This window comes from Gluconobacter thailandicus F149-1 = NBRC 100600, from assembly GCF_000964465.1.
GTDB lineage: Bacteria > Pseudomonadota > Alphaproteobacteria > Acetobacterales > Acetobacteraceae > Gluconobacter > Gluconobacter thailandicus.
In genome coordinates, this window is the sequence record NZ_BANH01000028.1 from 164,838 (window position 1) to 181,381 (window position 16,544).

Consider the following 16,544-nt stretch of genomic DNA (forward strand, 5'->3'; position numbering starts at 1 on the left):
GAAGCGTCGCGCGCCCTACGCCCCGATCAAGGCGCAAATTTGGCAAAACGTCCCGTTGCATTTCCAATGACTTCATCATCCTGCATCACGACCGTTCCACGTACGATGGTTGCCATTGGCCAACCTGTCACCTGAGTGCCATCAAAAGGCGTCCAGCCGGCCGGAGACGCGATCCAGTCGTTCGTGATTTCGCGCTGCGCCTTCATGTCCACGAGCGTGAAATCCGCGTCGAAACCGACAGCCATCCGCCCCTTTGTCTGAAGTCCGTAAACACGTGCCGGACCGGCAGCCATCAGATCGACAAGGCGGGGCAGACTCAGACGACCAGCATTCACATGATCGAGCATGACCGGCACGATTGTCTGAACGCCCGTCAGACCGGCGGGGCAGTTCGGCCATGGACGCGTCTTGGCCTCAAGCGGATGCGGTGCATGATCGGACGAGACGACATCCACGCGACCATCCTGAATGGCCTTCCAGCTTGCTTCGTAGTGATACCGATCCCGAAGCGGCGGATTCATGACTGCGAGACCACCCAGCTTCTCGTAACACTCCGGGCCAACCTGCGTGAGATGATTGACCAGAACCTCAACGGTCGCCACGTCCCTGAATCCCGCCATATACTCCAGTTCTTCCGCCGTGGAAGTATGGAGAATATGGGCCGGGCGCCCCGTCTTGCGGGCAATCGCCATAATCCGGCGGGTGCCGAGAAAAGCGCATTCCACATCCCGCCAGATGCTGTGCGTGGCGTAGGGCTGCCCTTCATGGAACATCGGCTTGCGTTCCTGAAGACGGTATTCGTCTTCAGAATGAAAGCAGACACGACGATGACCGGAGCGCATGACCGCTTCGATGCCCTCATCGTCTTCAATCATCAGATTGCCGGTTGAAGAGCCCGCAAAGACCTTGATTGCGCAGACGCCCGGCTGCTGCTCCAGCATGGCGAGATCTGGCGTATTGTCGCGGGTTGCGCCGATATACATGCCAACGTCCACATGGGCGACCTTGCTGATGTGCTCGCGCTTCCAGTCCAGCATCGCCTTGTCCGTGACGCTCGGGGATGTGTTGGGCATGTCAAACACGGTCGTCACACCACCAAGAGCCGCAGCGCGCGTCCCGGTTTCGAGCGTTTCAACAGCCGCATTTCCCGGATCGCGCAGATGCACATGGCTGTCGATCAGACCAGGAAGAACATGCAGACCGGTCGCATCAATCACACGGTCGGCGTCATCGTTTTTCGAGACGGACAATGAAGCGATGCGACCATCACGGACGCCCAGATCAGCCTCGGCCTCACCCCATGGAAATACGCAGCGGCCGCCCCGGATAATCAGATCGTAATGCATGGTCTCTCCTTAATTCAGTCTGATGAAAATCGCGCTCAACAGGCGCGGGACAGCGTTTCAAAAACATCCGCGTCTGCCGGGATGCCTTCGATATGATGACGGTGCCACAGCGCATAGAACAGCAGCGTCCAGGCTCGTCGGGCATGTCCGCGCTGTCTGGCCGTGGAGAAAAGGCGCTCAACCCGATGGGGTGGCATGAAGGCCTGAATGCAGGCCTGCTGCGCCACGAGCGGAGCCAGTCGTTTTGACTGCCCCTCAATCCATACTCCGACCGGAACGGTAAAACCCTGTTTGGGCGCGAACGGGCGAGCCTGCGGCAATGCATCCTGAAGCCAGCGCCGCAGAAGCCACTTGCCGCATCCATCACGGACCTTGAACCGATCCGGCAAAGACCAGATCGCCTTGGCTACGACGGGGTCCAGCAAAGGCGTGCGACCTTCAGCGGAATGCGCCATCAGGCAACGGTCCAGCTTGAGTAGAAGATCGTTCGGCAACCATTCGGCAGTATCGAGGGCCTGCACGGCAGGCAATCCGGTCAGACGCTGGGAAAGTTCCATGGCAGCTAAACCTGACCGCCACTGTCTCCCCCGCCCCGGAAGGCTGCGGCCGAATGTTCCTGAGCGCCAGGGCGTTCTTCCGCCCCGCCACCACGGTTTCAGTGCACGGCGATAGCGGCCATATCCGGCGAATAACTCGTCCCCGCCTTCGCCACTCAGAATCACCGTGACATCCTTGCGAGCCTCCTGCGCGAGGAACCACGTTGGAATGATGGCGTAATCCGCAGCCGGATCGTCCATACAGGCCACGATGGCCGGGAGATGCTCCCAGACCATGGCTTCCGTAACGGTCAGGACGTGGTGATCGGCTCCAACAGAAGCCGCCAGAGCCGCAGCATCACTGGCTTCATCTGCTTTTCCGCTGTCAAAACGGGCGGTCCAAGTTTTGGGATGGGGCAGACCCAGCTTATGGGCGGCGGCAAGAATGGTAGAACTGTCGATCCCGCCAGACAGGAACAACCCGAGGGGCACATCAGCCCGCAAATGGGCGTGAACGCTATCCATCAGGGCAGTATCCAGTCGACGGAGGGCCTGATCATCCGTCAGATCGGCCGGGATTGGCGTCGTCGCCTCCTTGAGAACATGCCTGCGACGGGATTCCACGATGCGACCATCCACAATTCGCAGGGTCTCCCCCGGAAGCAGACGCCGGATGCCCGGAAAGATCGTTTTCTGGCCCGTCGTAAACTGGAGTTGCAACAGTTCGTCCCGCGCCTTTCCCCTTGCACGACGGATACCAAAACCACCAGCCAGAAGCGCCTGTGCCTCGGAGGCAAACGCTATTCCACCCTCATATTCCGCGATATACAGCGGCTTGATCCCAAACGGATCGCGGGACAGCACCATTTCATGCTGGCCCTGCTCGTTCTCCACCGCCGCAATCGCATACATGCCCCGAAGATCGTGCGTGTAGCCGGTGCCATCCCTCAGCCAGAGATAGAGCGGCGGTTCGCAGTCACTGCCTGTCTTGAAATAATTGGCCGGAAAACCTTCCCGAATGTCGGGATCATTATAGATCTCACCATTGGCGATCAGGGCCGCACTGCCGACCCGAAAAGGCTGCGTTCCCCCTACAATATCGACGATAGACAGCCGCCGATGCCTGAGGGCAGCTCCCGCAAAGTCGAGACGTCCCTCCCCATCTGGACCACGATGGAAGATGGCGGCCGACATGCGCTCCAGCGCCGCCTGATCTGGCGAATGGCCCGGAAGGCAGGAAAGTCCGGCAATCCCGCACATCAGGACAATCCCCCGTCCAGAAACTCGGACCATTTTGTCATGACAACGCTTTCGGCAAACTCGCGCTCGAACCGGGCACGACCGTTCAGCCGCAAACTCCCTGCCAGCGCCGTATCGTCCAGAATGGCTCCAATCTGACTGGCAAAAGCATCGGCGTCTTCAACAGGAGCAAGAAGACCATCTTGCGTTCCGGCAAGAATTTCCTGTGGCCCCTGAATGGCGCTTCCAACAACCGGGACGCCTGCGGACAGCCCTTCAATGACGACATTTCCAAGCGGCTCGATCCGGGATGGACAAACCATAACGTCACAGGCTCTCAGCCAGGGACCACTCTCAGCCACCCAGCCCGGCAAGTGCACACGATCCGAAAGCCCCTCCTTCCGGATCAGGTCTTCAAGCGCGGCGCGTTCCGGCCCTTCCCCACCGATCACGAGATGCACGCCGGGAAGGCGCGTCATGGCCCGAATCAAGACGTCAAAGGCCTTGTTTTCATGCAGCCTTCCGAGCGCCAGCACGAAAGGCGCGTCTGAGGGCAGAAACTCCGGACGGGCCGACTGAACCGAAGCGAAATCAGTCGCAAAATTCGGTACGTAATGCACGCGATCTGCAGGCCAACCCTGAGTTTTCATCCACTCCGCCAGACCACGCGTATTGCCGATCAGATGCTCGCAGCGCCGGTAGTTGGACAAATCGTAATAGCCACCCAGACGCCCGGCCGTTCGCCACGGCCCTGATGGTAGCTTCCGGGCCGCTCGGCTCATCCAGGCGACGACGACATCCGGCTGAAATTCAAGCAAACTCTTCTGAAGGCGAGGCTTGGTGCCAACATCCAGCATCCCCCCAAACCGGAAGGTATGTGTCTCCACATTGGCAGCACGGAGGCGGCCTTCGCGCCCGGCATCGTGCCGGATCAGCGCCCGAACGGGACGTTGATCTGCCGTCTGGGCCATGGAGAGACGTTCGAAGAACAGTTCCGCACCGCCTCGCGCAGACCCGGCCATGACATGTGCCACTCTGGCTTTTCGCCCTGAAGGAGAAGACGGTGCCACAGGCGACGGCTGGGAAGAAACGCTCATGGCTTCTCTATCGGCCATGCAGCGCGGCGCTTCAAGGTCAGGTTCGGAAGGCTTCGGCTTTTCCATTCAAAATCGCCCGAGCAACATCCAGCACCTCCGAAGCAGACAGCCCCATCAGAGCCGCCTCTCCCTCAGTTCCTGGAGCCGAGAGCGCGAAGGCATTTTCTCCTGAGGGCGCATATTCGGACATGCGGGACGGTCCGAACAAACCAAGCGTTGGTGTCCCCGCCGCAGCAGCGAGGTGCATGAGACCGGAGTCATTTCCGACAAAGAGTGCGCACCGCCGAAGCAACGCCGCAACCTCACCTAACTCCCGGTTCCCACCCAGATCCAGCGCGTCCGGGAGGGCTTCCAGAACTGGCTTTGCCCGTTCTTTTTCCGCATCCCCCGGCCCATAGAACAAAACGGGCCGTAGATCCTGCGCTTTCAGGCCTTCCGCCAGAGCAGCAAACCGTTCTGGCGGCCAGATCTTGCCATCCCAGTTCGCGGTTGGCCCAAGAGCGAGCCATTTTCCATCCGGCAGAAGAGCGCGGGCCGACCTCTCCTGTTCATCGGATACCCACACCCGCGGCTTGGGGGCCTGATTTCGACCAAGCGCCTGACCAAGTTGCTCGACCTTGCGTCCATCCCGACGCCCACCGCGAACAATCAGTCGGCGGCGCGTTCGCAAGGTCAGGCTCAATAGCGAGCCGCGCAGATCAACCACCAGAAACCAGCGCGTCCGCACACATTGCCGCCAAAGATCGAGCCAATGGCGATCATGGCGGCGCTTTTCCATTGTGATGACGCGTTCACATCGGGGATCAGGCTCGAACAGTCCGGCAGCGACCGGGCCGCAGACAACCGTGAAAAGCGCGGAAGGGTAACGCGCCTGCAACGCACTCAGAACCCCTGTCGAAATGACGGCATCGCCCAGCCGGTTAGACGTAATGAACAGGATTTTCATCAGTCGCGGCGCCACACCGGCTCCTTGAGGCCGTCCACGAAAGCCGTATGTGCCGCCAGTTCTTCCGCGCTGGGGGGAGCCATTTTTCGTGGGGAACGATTGGCCAGAAAGTCAGCCGCACCTGTGATATTGCGGTTCCGCGACGGGCCGGCCAGACCAAGCCCACGCTGACGGCCACCCATCAGTTCCACGTACACTTCCGCCAGAAGTTGGCAGTCCAGCAGAGCGTTATGGGTGCCACGCTGGGACAGGTCGATGTTGAAGCGCCGGCACAACGCATCGAGGCTGGCAGGCATACCTGGATACTTTTTGCGCGCCATTTCCACGGTATCAATAGCCCGACTGACGTAATCCAGCGGCGCGCGGCCGCATTTTTCAAGCTCGGCGTTGACGAATTTGAAGTCGAAGCGCGCATTGTGCGCGATCATCGGGGAATCGCCGATAAATTCCAGGAACCCGTCTGCGATTTCGGCAAACTTTGGCGCGCCCTCCAGATCCTCGATCCGAAAACCATGCACTTTTGTGGCCTCGGCAGGAATGTCCCGCTCGGGATGCACCATGACGTGATAATAATTGGTGGTCGGCAGATCATCGATCAGTTCGATGGCGGCGATTTCAATGATGCGATCGCCCTGATCCGGGTCAAAGCCTGTGGTTTCCGTATCGAACAGGATCGAGCGTTTCATGGAGCCTCGCGCAGACGGTGCAGAAGAGCGCGAACCTGCCGGGCAGCAGATCCGCGGGAAAGGCCGGTTCGTATCACGATGTGCGCCCGGCGTCTGCGCTCATGGTCCGGCATCTGTCTGGCCAAAAGCGAGCGCGCCTGCTCTTCGGTCATGCGTGCTGCCCCTCGTCCGCGCTGCCGGATGCGGCTCAGACGCGTCGTTATGGGAGCCTGCACCACCACCACCACATCGCAGTTCCGATCTTCACCGATTTCCATCAGGAGCGGAATATCCAGAACGCAGAACGGTTCTTTGCGGGCACGGCATTGCCGCAGGAACCGCGCACGTTCGGCACGAACCAGCGGGTGCATGACCCCTTCCAGCTGTTTCAGAGCCAGCTTATCCCCGACGACCGCCTGACGCAGAGCATGTCGCTCCAGTTGACCATCCCTGACAGTTCCGGGGAAAAGGCGCGCAATTTCGGGGAGGGCTTTTCCTCCCGGTGCCTGTAGAGCGCGAACGGCCGCGTCGGCATCAAAGACAGGCACACCAGCCCGGCGGAACAGGGCAGCAACCGTACTCTTTCCCGCGGCCATCCCGCCTGTCAGGCCAATAATCTTCATGGATCAGCGCAGGCTGGCAGCCAGCAGGTTGAACGTGGCCTCATCCGCTTCCGGATCAACGCCAAACCAGGCCCGGAAGCCGGCCCGCGCCTGATGGATGAGCATTCCCAGTCCATCGACCGTACGTAGACCTTCTTTCTGGGCGGCTTTCAGAAGCGGCGTGTCGCGTGGGGTGTAAACGATGTCCGTCACGCACAGATTAACCCCGGCCTGACGCAGCAGCGGTTTCCAGTCGATATCGGCTTTGCCGTTCATGCCGAGCGATGTTGCGTTGACCAGCAGGGAACATCCCGAAAGCAGACTTGGCCAGTCGTGCCATTCGACCGCTTCACCGCCCTTAAGGGCCTCAACCATGGCTTCGGCACGTTCCATTGTCCGGTTCGCCACGATGACCTCACATCCGCGATCAAGCAGAGCCGCAGCAACAGCACGAGCCGCCCCACCCGCGCCAAGGATCAACGCCCGGCCTGACAGTTTAACGTCATGAGCCGTCAGATTATCGCAGAAACCCGTTCCGTCCGTGCAATCCCCGATGATCTGACCATTCTCGAAGCGAACGGTGTTTACTGCCCCGGCTCGCCTGGCCGTCTCCGTCAGACGGTCACAGGCCCTCATGGCCGCTTCCTTGTGAGGAATCGTGACATTGACACCCTGGAATCCGGCGGCGGCCAGACCTTTCAGGGCAGCCTCAAAATTCTCGGGACGCGTTGGCAGTGGGACATATGCGCCATTGACACCATGAACACGACACCAGTGATTGTGCAGTAGCGGAGAGCGTGAGTGCTCGACCGGCCAACCCATGACGCCAGCAAGTTTGGTATGTCCGTCAATCATGCAGCCAGTCTCTCCCAGACCTGAGGCAGAAGCCGCGCAAGGCGCTCTGCCCATTCCCGTTGTCCCGCGTCATCAGCGATAAGGTCCTGCCGGAGTTCAATTTCCAAATACGGCAGGCCGTTCGCTTCTGCGTGACGGGGGACGGTGTATTCGTTGCTGTCCGTCAGGATATAGGGTTCATTGTCGCCCACGCAGAGGTCTCCCTCCGCGCGAAGCATTTCGATCATCACCTGCGCCAGACGACTATCTTTGTGATGCAGGATTCCGATCTGCCATGGCCGCTTTACGCCCGCCATTTCCGGCGTGAAGCTGTGGAGGGCAATGAGCGCAGTCGGGCGGCCTGCCCGCTCCAGCAAAGCTTCGGCGATCGCATCATGATAGGGGTGCAGGATCTCGCGTTCTCGTCGGGCGCGACATTGAAGCGGAGCCTCACTGTTCCCCGGAACAGACGTTCCATCGCTGATATGCGGCATGGACGTCGGATGGCCCGGCGCGCGATTACAGTCGATGACGAGACGGGAATAGACCTGCTCGATCAGGGTAGCTCCAAGCATACCATGCAGCGTGCGCCCGACCCCGAGAATACCAATGTCCCAAGCAATATGCCTCTGCCATTCCGCCTCTTCCACACCCAGAGACCCAAGCGTTCGGGGAACGGCTTTGCCTGCATGGTCACTGACCAGAACGAATGGCGATGGCCGCGTTTCAGGAAACAGGAGAAACGGTGCCGGATCATCGGCACCCAGCAGAGAAAGGGACATTGGCTCTTTAGCGTTGTTAACCTGCGAGAGCGGACAGAGTATGGCGGACCGCATCGGCAGACCAGTCCATATTCCCGATTGCCTCGGCCACAACCTCTCCTCTGGCGTTCAGCAGCAGGGACCGTGGGACACCATGCAGGGACATGACGCTTGGCGTCAGATCCTTGAGATCGCCCGGCCGAACCTGTTTGACAGACGCCACCAGAGCATCCTGATCCGCCGTTTCCATCATGACCGAAGACGTCGGGTCCACCAGAAGAGGCAGCGTATCAATCTGATGGGCGTCATAGAAAGCACGCACCTTGGGAACGGTGCTTCCCCGTACCGCCACTGTCACGATCTGTGGCCCGTCTGCACCAAGAGCCTTGGCTGTCGCATTCACGGACGGCAGTTCACGAATGCATGGCGGGCACCACGTTGCCCAGAAATGCAGAACGAACGGCTTGCCGAACCAATGTGACAGCGGGACATCCTGATCCTGCTCATTCTTGACAGACAGGGCTGGAAGAACACGCGGCTTGGCGAGGACGCCAAAGGAATTCGGGACGAAAGGAATGCCCTTGTCTTCAGCAGACGCACTGAATGCGCGCGACGTTGCGAGAAGTCCCGCGGCACCTGTGAGGGCAGCACGACGGGTCAGTGAAAAAGCCATCAGTCAGATCCTGGTCTCGTCAGAAGGATAAAAATTCAGAGTTCGGAAAGAATGTCGTGGAGCTGCTGGGCAGCATCCGGTGCAGACCAGTTGACACCGCCCTCTGCCGAAGCACGAAGACGGCCTGATCCATCAATCAGATACGTGACAGGAATGGCGACATCGGATGTCTTGAGCCATGCCTTGTAGGGCGCTCGGTCCATCGTCCAGGCAGGAACGTGCTTCAGACCGGCAGCATCCAGAAAGGCTGCAACTTTTTCAGGCGTCGCGCTGGCCACAGCGACGGGAATGATCGGGCAGTCTGTTTCCAGGGAAGCCATGAACGCGTCCAGCTTCGGAAGTTCCTGCTTGCAGGGCCCACACCAGGTTGCCCACACATGCAGCAGGAATGGCTTGCCGCGCTGAGATTCGAGACTTTCCGTAGCCCCCGCCGGACCGGACAACTGAAGCGCGATCGGATCAAGCTTGGCCTTGCCAGCCTTCAGGCTTTTCACGGATCGAAGATTTTCCTGCTGCTCGGCCCAGGCGGCACCTGAAAGGGCCGCAGCAATGCTGGCGCAGCCAACACCCGCAATAAATCCACGCCGCCCAATCGGGACTGTCATCAAAGCACTCTCTTTCCTGTTCCTATTCCCACAACACCATTACTCTTTCAGAGCCGCAATCACTTTTCTGAACTGCGAGACAGCATCAGGGGCGTCCCAGTCCGTTTCATCCTCGATGGCCGCCCGTAGTCGCCCTTCGGGATCAATCAGATAGGACCCCGGGAAACTCAACTCACTTACGCCCAGCCACGCCCGAAACTCGTGCCAGTCTGCGGTCCATGGATCGATATGGGTAAGATTAAGGTTTTTGAGAAAGGCAGCGACATCATCCGGTCCGTGACTGGACATGGCAACCGGAACAATCGGGCTGTCATCGCCAAGCTTTTTCATAAAAGCATCAAGCTGCGGCAGTTCAATCTTGCACGGACCGCACCATGTGGCCCACACATGAAGGACGAACGGTGCCCCTCGCCACGCAGACAGGGATCGCGTGCCACCTTCAGGCCGTTCGAGCCTGAGTTCCAGCGGCGTAAGGCGTGCTGGCCCCGGCTCCAGACCCGGAACAATCGGTTTTGGACGATCTTCGGCATGTGCGGAATTGCACAGGCTGGCCGCCGCAGCTAGGCTTAGGCCTCCTGAAAGAAGGGTTCGCCGGTCGATCTGCTTCTGTTTCATCCTGTTACGGTTATCATGAAAAACGTTCCTGTCGAAAAAGAAACCGATGCTGCCTCGAGCTTTGAAGGCACGGCTGCCAACCCGCAATGGGGTGGCCGTTTCGCCTCCGGACCGGCCGCCATCATGAGCGAAATCAACGCCTCCATCAGCTTTGACAAAGTTCTGTGGCGTCAGGATATCCGCGGCTCTCTCGCCCATGCCGCCATGCTGCAGAAGGTTGGTCTGCTGACGGAAACCGAACTGGCGGAAATCCGGCAGGGTCTGGGTGATATCGCGCAGGAAATTGGCGAAGGACGTTTCGAGTTCTCCCCGGCCCTCGAAGACATTCACATGAACATCGAGGCCCGCCTGTCCGAACGGATCGGCGAGGCCGGCAAGCGTCTGCACACAGCGCGTTCACGCAACGATCAGGTGGCGACAGATTTCCGCCTGTGGGTCCGTGATGCGATTGACGGCCTTCAGGAACAGACCGCCTCGCTCATGCGGGCACTGGCGAAGCGCGCCTTGGAATATCATGCCACGCCAATGCCCGGCTTCACGCATCTTCAAGTCGCTCAGCCGGTGACGTTCGGCCATCATCTTCTGGCTTATGTCGAGATGCTGTCCCGCGACCGGGGCCGTCTGCGTGATGCCCGCGCACGCCTGAATGAATGCCCGCTGGGATCGGCTGCCCTGGCAGGAACATCTTTCCCGATCGACCGCGCCATGACGGCAGCGGCGCTGGATTTCGACCGCCCGACGGCCAACTCCCTTGATGCCGTGTCTGACCGGGACTTCGCACTGGAATTCCTGTCCGCCCTGTCCTTGCAGGCCATGCATCTCTCCCGTCTGGCAGAAGAAATCGTGATGTGGGCTTCGGCCCCGTTCGGTTTCGTCACGCTGTCGGATGCGTTCACAACCGGCTCATCCATCATGCCGCAGAAGCGCAACCCGGATGCGGCTGAACTGGTGCGTGCGAAGATCGGCCGTATCATGGGCAACTTCACGGGCCTGCTGACAGTCATGAAGGGGCTTCCGCTGGCCTATGCCAAGGACACGCAGGAAGACAAGGAACCTGTCTTTGACGCGACGGAAGCCATGACGCTCTCCCTCGCCGCCATGGACGGCATGATCCGCGATCTGAAGCCGAATGAAACGCGGATGCGCGAAGTTGCCGGTATGGGCTTCTCAACTGCAACCGATCTCGCAGACTGGCTGGTTCGGGAACTGCGCGTCCCGTTCCGGACGGCTCATCATGTCACGGGGCGTCTGGTCGGACTGGCCGAGCAGCGCGGTTGTGATCTGGCGGATCTGTCCCTTGAGGACATGCAGGCCGTAGAGCCGGGAATCAATGCTGGTATTTTCGATGTTCTGACGGTTGAATCCTCACTGGCTTCCCGCACCAGTCTGGGCGGAACTGCTCCGTCCAACGTGCGCCAGCAGGCTCAGGCCTGGCTGGAGAAACTTGGAGACGCTGCATGAAACGTTTTCTGCTTGTTGGCCTGACCCTCGTAGCGCTCAGCACTGGCCTGAGCGCTTGCGGGAAGAAAGGGGCGCCACATGCACCCGGCCCCGCTTCCGACATCACCTATCCCCGGAGTTATCCGCCTGAATAACGGGCTTTCAGATAAGTCTTACAGGGGCCGAAAACAGGCCATAAAAATCGGTAGATTTTTGAGGGTGGAATTTTCCCTTTTCTGTCAGTACCTTGCCAGGAAGAGTGTTCCCCGCATGTGCGGGGATGAACCGCCAATACGCACGCCCTTCTTCGTCTTCCGATAGTGTTCCCCGCATGTGCGGGGATGAACCGTCATTGGGCAGAACTGAGACCTGCAAAGGAAGGTGTTCCCCGCATGTGCGGGGATGAACCGATAGGAGTCATCCAATCTAGCGCCATTCCTGCGTGTTCCCCGCATGTGCGGGGATGAACCGATGAAAACACCAACGATCAAAACGCCAATTCAGTGTTCCCCGCATGTGCGGGGATGAACCGGTCCATAACGCTAAAGCCCGCTTTCTGGCATCGTGTTCCCCGCATGTGCGGGGATGAACCGACGCCGGCAGCCGTGTAGCCGGTCAGAGCAATGTGTTCCCCGCATGTGCGGGGATGAACCGGACGGCATTTTTCAGAAGCACGCGCGCATCATGTGTTCCCCGCATGTGTGGGGATGAGCCGCGTGGGTCTCCGGCGTGTTCCCCGCGTAAGCGGGGACGAAGGGACTACTGGTGGCCGCAACTTCGATCTCGCCAAATAGTCCTCGCCTACTCGGGCGTGGATCTACCGCGAGAAGCGATTCCACTTTCTTCAGCCTCAGCGTTTTTCTGAAAACTCTACAGATGCAACAGCCGCCATCAGCTGTCCGCCAGAGCCTGGACTACCAGCGGGTGCGTCAGAACGTTTTCTGCAGGCCAGCCCATCGCCCTGAGCGCTCGAACCCCCTCTGCACCATCCCTTTTGGAAAGCTTCTTTCCGCTCTCATCCAGAATAAGAGCGTGATGCCTGTACTCAGGTTCAGGCCATTTCATCAGGGTCTGAATTACACGATGAATGGATGTCGCAGCGTAAAGGTCCTGCCCTCTCGTGATGCAGGTCACGCCCTGAAGGGCATCATCGTGGGTGACGCACAGATGATAAGACATGCCCGTATCTCTGCGTCCCAGAACAATATCACCAAATTCATCCGCACGCCCCGCAATCCGACCATGACCCGCTTCATACCAGGACGGCACACCGTGAATTTCGTTCAGAGCGCGCTGCATATCGAGCCGCCATGTCGGTGCACGTCCACTCTCCAAGGCTCCGGTATTTAAAGCTCTGGTCCGGCAGGTTCCCGGATAGAGGGCACTCCCATCCGGTGCCCGTTGCCCGGATGCCGCCGCAGCAATGTCGGACCGGGTGCAGAAACAGGGATAGAGCAGCCCGCGCTGTCGGAGGTGATCCAGAACACTCGCATAGGCGCCCATATGCCGCGATTGCTGAAGAACGGGTTCCACAGGCCACAGACCAAGCCATTGAAGATCTTCCCGGAGGGCCTCCGTCAGCGCAGGCGTACACCGTGTGGTGTCGATATCTTCTATCCGCACCAGAAAGCGCCCTGACGGCCCAGCTGTCTTCCGCGCATGAAGGGCAGAAACCACATGCCCAAGATGCAGGTATCCGGTTGGGCTTGGGGCAAAACGGGTTACGGGCGGGAGCGTCATCAAGCTGTCATCAGGGTTTTCTTGCAGTCTGTGAAGTTTACTGAAATAGTCGTCTCAAAGAAGCCGACGACGCATGTTTATCGGCGTTTGTCTTATCGTTTTCTACGCCGAAGTTTCCCGCATGTGCCGTCCTCTCAAAAAGGGATGCGCGTGGTGCCTGTCAGTAGTCAGCATTTTCCGGCTCTTGTTCTGAATGCGGATTTTCGTCCGCTGTCGTACTTTCCGCTATCGCTCTGGTCATGGCAGGAAGCCGTGAAGGCCGTCTTTCTCGATCGGGTCTCCGTTCTGTCTGAATATGAGGACGGCGTCGTTCATTCCCCCAGCATGACAATGCGCCTCCCCAGCGTGATTGCCCTGAAGGACTATATCCCCTCAGCCCGAAAACCAGCCTTCACTCGCTTTAATGTGTTCCTGCGGGATAACTTCTCCTGCCAGTACTGCCATGACCGATTGCCAACGCATGAACTGACTTTTGATCATGTCATTCCCCGCGCCAAAGGCGGAAAAACAACCTGGCAAAATGTGGTAACTGCCTGCAGCCCCTGCAATCTTCTCAAAGGCTCCCGCCTCCCCAAAGAAATCGGCATGTACCCGCACCGAAAACCTGATCAGCCGAGCAGTCGCCTTCTTCAGGAAAACGGGAGAACCTTTCCACCCCACTATCTGCACGAAAGCTGGCGTGATTATCTGTACTGGAACACTGAACTGGAGACGTAAGCCAGCGTTCAGTGACTCCAACTCAGCAAGGATCATGTTCCATGCGTAAAAGTTTTCTGACTGCAGCTCTCGCCCTCGGCCTGTCCGTGACGGCTCTTCCGGCTTCTGCTGAAACAATCCATCTCTTCGGCCCGTTCAAGACCGAACATGGCGCCACGTCCCCAATCAAGGGATCGGCCTCCGCCGTGCTGGACACGACGAAGAATACCCTCACCTACCGTTTTGAAGATAACGGCCTGACCGGTCCTGTCACCGCTGCTCATCTACACGGCCCGGCTGCCGATGGCGAAGATGCTGGTGTCATCGTGCCGATCAACGGCCCCTACCAGACCCGCATGACAGGCACGCTGAACCTGTCCTCCGATCAGGTGAAGGATGTTCTGGCTGGCAAGAGTTACATCAACCTGCACACCGAGAAATTCCCGGATGGTGAAGCCCGTGCCCAGCTCACAACAGAACTGACCGGCCACAAACACCACATGGATCACTGAAATAAAAAAGGCCTGCCCCTTCTCGAGGCAGGCCTTTTTTCTGTTCAGGGCGTAGCCCTCATTCCCACTCGATCGTTCCCGGTGGCTTGGACGTGATGTCGTAAGTCACGCGGTTGATGCCACGGACTTCGTTGACAATACGGCCTGCAACGCGGTTCAGGAATGCGAAATCGAACGGATAGACTTCGGCCGTCATACCATCCGTGCTGGTCACGGCCCGCAGGGCACAGGCCTGATCGTAAGTCCGACCATCGCCCATGACGCCCACGGTACGGACCGGAAGCAGCACCGCGAAAGCCTGCCAGATTGCGTCGTACAGACCGGCATTGCGGATTTCTTCCAGATAGATCGCATCGACCTTTCGCAGAAGATCCAGCTTCTCCTTATCAATTTCGCCCGGAATACGAATCGCCAACCCCGGACCAGGGAACGGGTGTCGACCAACGATATTCTCGGGAATTCCCAGCTCACGGCCCAGTTCACGGACTTCATCCTTGAACAGTTCCCGCAGCGGCTCGACAAGCTGCATGTTCATGCGCTCGGGAAGACCACCGACGTTGTGATGGGACTTGATGGTAACGGACGGACCACCTGTGAAGCTGACGCTCTCGATCACGTCCGGATAGAGCGTACCTTGTGCAAGGAACTGTGCACCACCAAGCTTTGCAGCTTCTTCTTCGAAGACTTCGATGAATAGACGACCGATGGTCTTGCGCTTGACTTCCGGGTCCTTGACGCCTGCCAGTTCGCCCAGGAACAGGTCGGATGCGTCACGATGAACCAGACGGATGTTGAAGCGACCACGGAATGTCTTGACGACTTCGTCGGCTTCACCAGCACGCAGGATGCCCGGATCAACGAAAATGCAGGTCAACTGATCGCCGATAGCATCATGAATCAGCTTCGCAGCCACTGAACTGTCCACACCACCGGACAGGCCGCAGATGACACGCCCATCCCCGACCTGCTTGCGGATACGGGCGATTTCCAGTTCACGGAAGCCAGCCATCGTCCATGTGCCACTGCAACCTGCCACATCATGCGTAAAGTTGCGGATCAGCGCAGCGCCATGTGGCGTATGCACGACTTCCGGATGGAACTGCACGCCATACAGGCGACGGCCTTCATCAGCGATGATCGCGAACGGAGCACCTTCGGAATAGGCAACAGCGCGGAAGCCCGGCGGAAGCTGCGTTACGCGATCGCCATGGCTCATCCAGACCTGTTCGCGCTTGCCGCGCGCCCAGACGCCACGGAACAGCGCACAGTCTTCAGCGATGTCGATATAAGCGCGACCAAATTCACGATGCTCGTGTGTTTCGACCTTACCGCCCAGCTTCTGGCACATGGCCTGCTGGCCATAGCAGATTCCGAGAACCGGACGATTCAGGGAAAACACGATATCCGGAATCGCCGGGGCGTTTTCATCATGAACGCTGGCAGGGCTGCCCGACAGAATGATACCGCGCGGGTTGAATTCGCGGATTTTTTCGTCTGTTGCCGTGAAAGGCCAGATTTCGCAGTAAACGCCGCTTTCGCGCACGCGGCGGGCGATAAGCTGCGTTACCTGGCTTCCGAAATCCAGAATGAGGATGCGGTCTTCATGGAGCGTTTCGTCGAGTTTTGCGACGGTGCTGGCGTCCTGCTGGGTCAATGTGATGGCCTCGCGTTCCGTGTTCATGGTGCGTTTTGATGCTCTCCTATAAGGTGTTGTGTCGTCTGCGTCATCCATTCTGCATCACAGGACAGGCACAACATGCGCCCGATTGCTCTTTTTTCTTTTTCTGCACTGGCATTTCTCGCTGCGTGCGCCACGCCTGACCCTGGGCAGGACCCTTCCGGCCGCTGGGTCGGCGCTCTCGTAACCGATCAGGGCACCTGCCCGACCGAACGGACGTCTACGCTCGAAATCCGTGGCAAAAATATTGTTTTCACGCCCGCTGACGGCTCACAGGTCCTGACAGGCCTCTATCAGCCCGGAACACATCATTATCATGCAGAGCTCGCCAGCAAGGACACGAGCGGTCATCCCTCCCCGCTGGTTTTCAACGGTTATCCGGTAGGGCAGGCCATTGGTGGAACATTCGGCTCGGCGGCATGCCGCGCTCACATCACCATGACAAGAAAGTAGAAATTATTTTCAGAGGGGGGTTGTCAGGCCTAAAAACCGCCTGTAAAACCCCGCCTCAAGACGCACCCGTAGCTCAACTGGATAGAGCACCAGACTACGAATCTGG

General features: G+C 58.9%; 18 protein-coding genes and 1 CRISPR repeat array. Of the genes, 5 read left to right on the plus strand and 13 right to left on the minus strand.

Going from position 1 to position 16,544, the window contains the following annotated elements; translation table 11 throughout:
- Window positions 1-26 precede the first annotated feature (26 nt).
- From B7444_RS09975 to B7444_RS10025, 11 genes are read right to left on the minus strand one after another with little or no spacing between them, the layout of a single operon-like run.
- Window positions 27-1,346 carry a dihydroorotase gene (locus B7444_RS09975; protein ID WP_007282299.1) on the minus strand — a complete coding sequence of 440 codons (1,320 nt, stop codon included), beginning with the start codon at window positions 1,344-1,346 and terminating at the stop codon, window positions 27-29.
- Window positions 1,347-1,381: 35 nt separating this feature from the next.
- Window positions 1,382-3,142, minus strand: a complete 1,761-nt coding sequence (gene asnB / locus B7444_RS09980; RefSeq protein WP_007282300.1) for an asparagine synthase (glutamine-hydrolyzing) — start codon at window positions 3,140-3,142, stop codon at window positions 1,382-1,384.
- A complete protein-coding gene (locus B7444_RS09985; RefSeq protein ID WP_007282301.1) occupies window positions 3,142-4,284 on the minus strand; it encodes a glycosyltransferase in 1,143 nt (380 codons plus the stop codon). The genes asnB and B7444_RS09985 overlap by 1 nt, the downstream gene beginning before the upstream one ends.
- Window positions 4,256-5,164, minus strand: coding sequence for a glycosyltransferase family 9 protein (locus B7444_RS09990; protein ID WP_007282302.1), 909 nt, complete (start codon window positions 5,162-5,164; stop codon window positions 4,256-4,258). The genes B7444_RS09985 and B7444_RS09990 overlap by 29 nt, the downstream gene beginning before the upstream one ends.
- Window positions 5,164-5,850, minus strand: a complete 687-nt coding sequence (dnaQ, locus tag B7444_RS09995) for a DNA polymerase III subunit epsilon (RefSeq protein ID WP_007282303.1) — start codon at window positions 5,848-5,850, stop codon at window positions 5,164-5,166. The genes B7444_RS09990 and dnaQ overlap by 1 nt, the downstream gene beginning before the upstream one ends.
- Window positions 5,847-6,452, minus strand: coding sequence for a dephospho-CoA kinase (gene coaE, locus B7444_RS10000; protein ID WP_007282304.1), 606 nt, complete (start codon window positions 6,450-6,452; stop codon window positions 5,847-5,849). Before coaE ends, dnaQ begins: the two co-directional genes overlap by 4 nt.
- Before the next feature lie 3 nt (window positions 6,453-6,455).
- Window positions 6,456-7,286, minus strand: a complete 831-nt coding sequence (locus tag B7444_RS10005; RefSeq protein ID WP_007282305.1) for a shikimate dehydrogenase — start codon at window positions 7,284-7,286, stop codon at window positions 6,456-6,458.
- The gene (locus tag B7444_RS10010; protein WP_007282306.1) at window positions 7,283-8,047 is read right to left on the minus strand and encodes an N-formylglutamate amidohydrolase; all 765 of its coding nucleotides are present in this window, start codon (window positions 8,045-8,047) and stop codon (window positions 7,283-7,285) included. The genes B7444_RS10005 and B7444_RS10010 overlap by 4 nt, the downstream gene beginning before the upstream one ends.
- Window positions 8,048-8,063: 16 nt before the next feature.
- Window positions 8,064-8,699, minus strand: a complete 636-nt coding sequence (locus B7444_RS10015; RefSeq protein ID WP_007282307.1) for a TlpA disulfide reductase family protein — start codon at window positions 8,697-8,699, stop codon at window positions 8,064-8,066.
- Between the two features lie 35 nt (window positions 8,700-8,734).
- Window positions 8,735-9,304 (minus strand): TlpA disulfide reductase family protein, encoded by a 570-nt coding sequence (locus tag B7444_RS10020; protein WP_007282308.1) that lies wholly within the window; start codon window positions 9,302-9,304, stop codon window positions 8,735-8,737.
- 39 nt (window positions 9,305-9,343) lie between these two features.
- Complete coding sequence (locus B7444_RS10025; RefSeq protein ID WP_007282309.1) at window positions 9,344-9,919, minus strand: TlpA disulfide reductase family protein; 576 nt, start codon at window positions 9,917-9,919, stop codon at window positions 9,344-9,346.
- A gap of 15 nt (window positions 9,920-9,934) precedes the next feature.
- On the opposite strand from B7444_RS10025, the gene argH reads away from it, so the two are divergent.
- The gene (argH, locus tag B7444_RS10030) at window positions 9,935-11,380 is read left to right on the plus strand and encodes an argininosuccinate lyase (RefSeq protein WP_007282310.1); all 1,446 of its coding nucleotides are present in this window, start codon (window positions 9,935-9,937) and stop codon (window positions 11,378-11,380) included.
- Complete coding sequence (gene lptM / locus B7444_RS16780; RefSeq protein WP_007282311.1) at window positions 11,377-11,514, plus strand: LPS translocon maturation chaperone LptM; 138 nt, start codon at window positions 11,377-11,379, stop codon at window positions 11,512-11,514. Before argH ends, lptM begins: the two co-directional genes overlap by 4 nt.
- Window positions 11,515-11,618: 104 nt before the next feature.
- A CRISPR array of direct repeats spans window positions 11,619-12,074; the repeat unit is 29 nt; unit sequence GTGTTCCCCGCATGTGCGGGGATGAACCG.
- A gap of 176 nt (window positions 12,075-12,250) precedes the next feature.
- On the opposite strand, the gene gluQRS is transcribed toward lptM, so the two are convergent.
- Window positions 12,251-13,099 carry a tRNA glutamyl-Q(34) synthetase GluQRS gene (gluQRS, locus tag B7444_RS10035; RefSeq protein WP_007282313.1) on the minus strand — a complete coding sequence of 283 codons (849 nt, stop codon included), beginning with the start codon at window positions 13,097-13,099 and terminating at the stop codon, window positions 12,251-12,253.
- Window positions 13,100-13,243: 144 nt separating this feature from the next.
- Between gluQRS and B7444_RS10040 the strand changes: the two genes are divergently transcribed.
- Window positions 13,244-13,816, plus strand: a complete 573-nt coding sequence (locus B7444_RS10040; protein WP_016737741.1) for an HNH endonuclease — start codon at window positions 13,244-13,246, stop codon at window positions 13,814-13,816.
- A gap of 41 nt (window positions 13,817-13,857) precedes the next feature.
- Entirely contained in the window at window positions 13,858-14,307 is a 450-nt protein-coding gene (locus B7444_RS10045; protein ID WP_007282315.1) for a CHRD domain-containing protein, read from the plus strand.
- A gap of 58 nt (window positions 14,308-14,365) precedes the next feature.
- On the opposite strand, the gene guaA is transcribed toward B7444_RS10045, so the two are convergent.
- Window positions 14,366-15,988: a glutamine-hydrolyzing GMP synthase gene (gene guaA, locus B7444_RS10050; RefSeq protein ID WP_186810553.1), complete on the minus strand. Its 1,623-nt coding sequence runs from the start codon at window positions 15,986-15,988 to the stop codon at window positions 14,366-14,368.
- A gap of 75 nt (window positions 15,989-16,063) precedes the next feature.
- Here guaA and B7444_RS10055 point away from each other — a divergent pair, with 75 nt between their 5' ends.
- Entirely contained in the window at window positions 16,064-16,438 is a 375-nt protein-coding gene (locus tag B7444_RS10055; protein ID WP_007282317.1) for a hypothetical protein, read from the plus strand.
- The last annotated feature ends 106 nt before the right edge of the window (window positions 16,439-16,544 follow it).

Excerpts from the sequence above, each read along its gene's own strand:
- coaE (WP_007282304.1), bottom strand. The coding sequence starts at position 6,452 with ATGAAGATTATTGGCCTGACAGGCGGGATGGCCGCGGGAAAGAGTACG.
- B7444_RS10040 (WP_016737741.1), top strand. The coding sequence starts at position 13,244 with ATGCGCGTGGTGCCTGTCAGTAGTCAGCATTTTCCGGCTCTTGTTCTG.
- B7444_RS10045 (WP_007282315.1), top strand. The coding sequence starts at position 13,858 with ATGCGTAAAAGTTTTCTGACTGCAGCTCTCGCCCTCGGCCTGTCCGTG.
- asnB (WP_007282300.1), bottom strand. The coding sequence starts at position 3,142 with ATGTGCGGGATTGCCGGACTTTCCTGCCTTCCGGGCCATTCGCCAGAT.
- gluQRS (WP_007282313.1), bottom strand. The coding sequence starts at position 13,099 with ATGACGCTCCCGCCCGTAACCCGTTTTGCCCCAAGCCCAACCGGATAC.
- guaA (WP_186810553.1), bottom strand. The coding sequence starts at position 15,988 with ATGAACACGGAACGCGAGGCCATCACATTGACCCAGCAGGACGCCAGC.
- B7444_RS09975 (WP_007282299.1), bottom strand. The coding sequence starts at position 1,346 with ATGCATTACGATCTGATTATCCGGGGCGGCCGCTGCGTATTTCCATGG.
- B7444_RS10005 (WP_007282305.1), bottom strand. The coding sequence starts at position 7,286 with ATGATTGACGGACATACCAAACTTGCTGGCGTCATGGGTTGGCCGGTC.
- B7444_RS10025 (WP_007282309.1), bottom strand. The coding sequence starts at position 9,919 with ATGAAACAGAAGCAGATCGACCGGCGAACCCTTCTTTCAGGAGGCCTA.
- B7444_RS10055 (WP_007282317.1), top strand. The coding sequence starts at position 16,064 with ATGCGCCCGATTGCTCTTTTTTCTTTTTCTGCACTGGCATTTCTCGCT.
- B7444_RS10020 (WP_007282308.1), bottom strand. The coding sequence starts at position 9,304 with ATGACAGTCCCGATTGGGCGGCGTGGATTTATTGCGGGTGTTGGCTGC.
- dnaQ (WP_007282303.1), bottom strand. The coding sequence starts at position 5,850 with ATGAAACGCTCGATCCTGTTCGATACGGAAACCACAGGCTTTGACCCG.
- argH (WP_007282310.1), top strand. The coding sequence starts at position 9,935 with ATGAAAAACGTTCCTGTCGAAAAAGAAACCGATGCTGCCTCGAGCTTT.
- lptM (WP_007282311.1), top strand. The coding sequence starts at position 11,377 with ATGAAACGTTTTCTGCTTGTTGGCCTGACCCTCGTAGCGCTCAGCACT.
- B7444_RS10010 (WP_007282306.1), bottom strand. The coding sequence starts at position 8,047 with ATGTCCCTTTCTCTGCTGGGTGCCGATGATCCGGCACCGTTTCTCCTG.
- B7444_RS09990 (WP_007282302.1), bottom strand. The coding sequence starts at position 5,164 with ATGAAAATCCTGTTCATTACGTCTAACCGGCTGGGCGATGCCGTCATT.
- B7444_RS10015 (WP_007282307.1), bottom strand. The coding sequence starts at position 8,699 with ATGGCTTTTTCACTGACCCGTCGTGCTGCCCTCACAGGTGCCGCGGGA.
- B7444_RS09985 (WP_007282301.1), bottom strand. The coding sequence starts at position 4,284 with ATGGAAAAGCCGAAGCCTTCCGAACCTGACCTTGAAGCGCCGCGCTGC.